This is a genomic window from Staphylococcus sp. EG-SA-2 (genome assembly GCF_017152085.1).
Genome location: NZ_JACYHC010000536.1, coordinates 1 through 3,624, shown reverse-complemented (window position 1 = coordinate 3,624; position 3,624 = coordinate 1). Strand labels below are relative to the sequence as shown.

The window sequence follows — 3,624 nt, the reverse complement described above, 5'->3', positions numbered from 1 at the left end:
GTCCAGGATATGGTAGAACAACGTTCTTACACAACATTATTTTCGATGTTGCAAGACACCATCGTCCTGATCAAGCACACATGTACTTGTTCGATTTCGGTACCAATGGTTTGATGCCAGTCACAGATATACCACATGTTGCTGATTATTTTACAGTAGATCAAGAAGACAAGATTGCTAAGGCGATACGTATATTTAATGATGAAATCGATCGTCGTAAGAAGATTTTAAGTCAGTATCGTGTTACTAGTATTTCTGAATATCGAAAATTAACTGGTGAAACAATTCCGTATGTCTTTATTCTTATTGATAACTTTGACGCAGTAAAAGATTCACCTTTCCAAGAAGTTTTTGAAAATATGATGATTAAAATGACACGTGAAGGGCTAGCATTAGACATGCAAGTAACCTTAACTGCTTCAAGAGCTAACGCAATGAAAACGCCAATGTACATTAATATGAAAACGCGTATCGCCATGTTTTTATATGATAAATCAGAGGTGTCGAACGTAGTAGGGCAACAAAAATTTGCGGTTAAAGATGTAGTGGGTCGAGCATTGTTAAGTAGTGATGACAATGTATCATTCCATATTGGCCAACCATTTAAACATGATGAGACTAAATCATATAATGATCAAATTAATGATGAAGTATCGGCGATGACAGAATTTTATAAAGGTGAAACACCAAATGATATTCCTATGATGCCAGATGAAATTAAATATGAAGATTACAGAGAATCATTAAGCTTACCAGATATAGTTGCCAATGGTGCTTTACCAATTGGATTAGATTATGAAGGTGTTACACTACAAAAAATTAAATTAACTGAACCAGCAATGATTTCATCAGAAAATCCGAGAGAAATTGCGCATATTGCCGAAATTATGATGAAAGAAATTGACATATTAAATGAAAAATATGCGATTTGTATCGCAGACTCAAGTGGAGAGTTTAAAGCTTATAGGCATCAAGTGGCTAACTTTGCCGAAGAAAGAGAAGACATTAAAGCGATTCATCAACTAATGATTGAAGACTTAAAACAAAGAGAAATGGACGGTCCATTTGAAAAAGATTCACTTTACATTATCAATGATTTTAAAACATATATTGATTGCACGTATATCCCGGAAGATGATGTTAAAAAGCTTATTACAAAAGGACCAGAACTTGGCTTGAACATTTTATTTGTCGGCATTCATAAAGAATTAATAGATGCTTATGATAAACAGATTGATGTTGCACGTAAAATGATTAACCAATTTAGTATAGGTATTCGTATTTCAGACCAACAATTCTTTAAATTTAGATTTATTCAACGAGAACCTGTTATTAAAGAAAACGAAGCGTATATGGTCGCGAATCAAGCTTATCAAAAGATTAGATGGTTTAAATAGTAATGAATTAAATAGGAGGGAGGTATGTTATGAATTTTAATGATATTGAAACAATGGTCAAGTCGAAATTTAAAGATATTAAAAAGCATGCTGAAGAGATTGCGCATGAAATTGAAGTTCGTTCTGGATATTTAAGAAAAGCTGAACAATATAAGCGATTAGAATTTAATTTAAGTATTGCACTAGATGATGTTGAAAGCACAGCAAAGGACGTACAAACTGCAAAATCTAGTGCTAATAAAGACAGTGTATCTGTTAAAGGAAAAGCGCCCAATACGTTATATATCGAAAAAAGAAATTTGATGAAACAAAAGCTTGAAATGTTGGGTGAAGATATCGATAAAAATAAAGAATCCCTCCAAAAAGCTAAGGGAATTGCTGGCGAAAAGGCAAGTGAATATTTTAATAAAGCAATGAATTAATATTGAGGTGAAGATATGGGTGGATATAAAGGGATTAAAGCAGATGGTGGCAAGGTGAATCAAGCGAAACAATTAGCGGCAAAAATAGCTAAAGATATTGAAGCATGTCAAAAGCAAACGCAACAGCTCGCTGAGTATATCGAAGGTAGTGATTGGGAAGGACAGTTCGCCAATAAGGTGAAAGATGTGTTACTTATTATGGCAAAGTTTCAAGAAGAATTAGTACAACCGATGGCTGACCATCAAAAAGCAATTGATAACTTAAGTCAAAATCTAGCGAAATACGATACATTATCAATTAAGCAAGGACTTGATAGGGTGAACCCATGATGAAAGATGTTAAGCGAATAGATTATTTTTCTTACGAAGAATTAACAATTTTAGGTGGTAGTAAATTGCCTCTCGTAAATTTTGAATTGTTTGATCCATCAAATTTTGAAGAAGCTAAAGTGGCTTTAATTGAAAAAGAATTAGTAACAGAGAATGACAAGTTAACTGATGCAGGTTTTAAAGTGGCTACATTAGTAAGAGAGTATATTAGCGCAATTGTAAATATTCGAATTAATGATATGTATTTTGCACCATTTAGCTATGAAAAAGATGAATATATTTTGTTAAGCCGGTTTAAAAATAATGGGTTTCAAATACGAATTATCAATAAAGACATTGCATGGTGGTCGATTGTACAATCATATCCTTTATTGATGAGACAAGAAAAATCCAATGATTGGGACTTTAAACAAATTGACGATGAAATATTGGAGAACTTAAATAATGAAAGTATCGATACGATTGGGCGTGTTTTAGAAATTGAAATCTACAATCATCAAGGTGACCCTCAACAAAGTTTATATAACATTTATGAACAAAATGATTTGTTACTCATTCGATACCCATTAAAAGATAAAGTGCTGAATGTTCATATTGGTGTCATTAATACATTTATACGAGAATTATTTGGATTCGATACTGATGAAAATCATATTAATAAAGCAGAGGAGTAATGACGTTGAGTGGAAAAATTAGTGTTAAAGCTGAAACGATTGCACATGTTGTAAAAGAATTGGAAAGCATTAGTCAAAAGTATGATGAAATAGCTCAAAACTTTGGAAAAATAGCGCAATTAAATTACTACAGTAGTGAAAAAGCTGCACATTCTATGGAAAATGGCTATAGTAGTGCTGCAACAGTCATTAGTGGTCTCAAAGGTCCATTGAGTACACTCGGTGGTGGCGTCATGAATTCAGCACAAAAGTTCTTTGAAGCAGATGAACATTGGGGTACGGAATTTGCCAAGCTTTACTATAATATTGAGGGATAGGTGCATGACATGACAAAAGATATTGAATATCTAACAGCTGATTATGACAATGAAAAGTCATCTATCCAAAGTGTAATAGATGCAATAGAGGGTCAAGACTTCTTAGATGTAGATACAACAATGGATGATGCGGTAAGCGATGTCAGTTCTTTAGACGAAGATGGCGCAATATCATTAACAAGTAGTGTAGTAGGTCCACAAGGATCTAAATTAATGGGGTATTATCAAAATGAGCTATATGATTATGCATCTCAATTAGATTCGAAAATGAAAGAAATTATTGACACGCCATTTATAGAAGATATAGATAAAGCATTCAAAGGTATAACGAATGTTAAATTGGAAAATATATTAATAAAAAATGGCGGTGGTCATGGTAGAGATACCTATGGGGCTTCTGGGAAAATTGCAAAGGGAGATGCCAAGAAAAGTGACAGCGATGTTTATAGCATCGATGAAATATTAAAATCGGATCAAGAATTTG

General features: G+C 33.1%; 5 protein-coding genes and 1 pseudogene. All 6 read left to right on the top strand.

The features are described from left to right. On the top strand, positions 1 to 1,397 hold a 1,397-nt coding region (locus IDG60_RS27440), incomplete at its 5' end, for an FtsK/SpoIIIE domain-containing protein (RefSeq protein ID WP_274611440.1). A 29-nt stretch (positions 1,398 to 1,426) separates the two neighbouring features. Continuing rightward, complete coding sequence (esaC, locus tag IDG60_RS27435; RefSeq protein ID WP_001010292.1) at positions 1,427 to 1,819, top strand: type VII secretion substrate EsaC; 393 nt, start codon at positions 1,427 to 1,429, stop codon at positions 1,817 to 1,819. A 15-nt stretch (positions 1,820 to 1,834) separates the two neighbouring features. After that, the gene (gene esxB / locus IDG60_RS27430; protein WP_000509671.1) at positions 1,835 to 2,149 is read left to right on the top strand and encodes a WXG100 family type VII secretion effector EsxB; all 315 of its coding nucleotides are present in this window, start codon (positions 1,835 to 1,837) and stop codon (positions 2,147 to 2,149) included. Next, positions 2,149 to 2,823 (top strand): DUF5081 family protein, encoded by a 675-nt coding sequence (locus IDG60_RS27425; protein ID WP_000655881.1) that lies wholly within the window; start codon positions 2,149 to 2,151, stop codon positions 2,821 to 2,823. The genes esxB and IDG60_RS27425 overlap by 1 nt, the downstream gene beginning before the upstream one ends. Beyond that, positions 2,823 to 3,140: a type VII secretion system extracellular protein EsxD gene (gene esxD, locus IDG60_RS27420; protein ID WP_000175722.1), complete on the top strand. Its 318-nt coding sequence runs from the start codon at positions 2,823 to 2,825 to the stop codon at positions 3,138 to 3,140. Before IDG60_RS27425 ends, esxD begins: the two co-directional genes overlap by 1 nt. Positions 3,141 to 3,149: 9 nt before the next feature. Beyond that, positions 3,150 to 3,624 (top strand): annotated as a pseudogene (locus IDG60_RS27415) (DNA/RNA non-specific endonuclease); the annotation flags it as partial.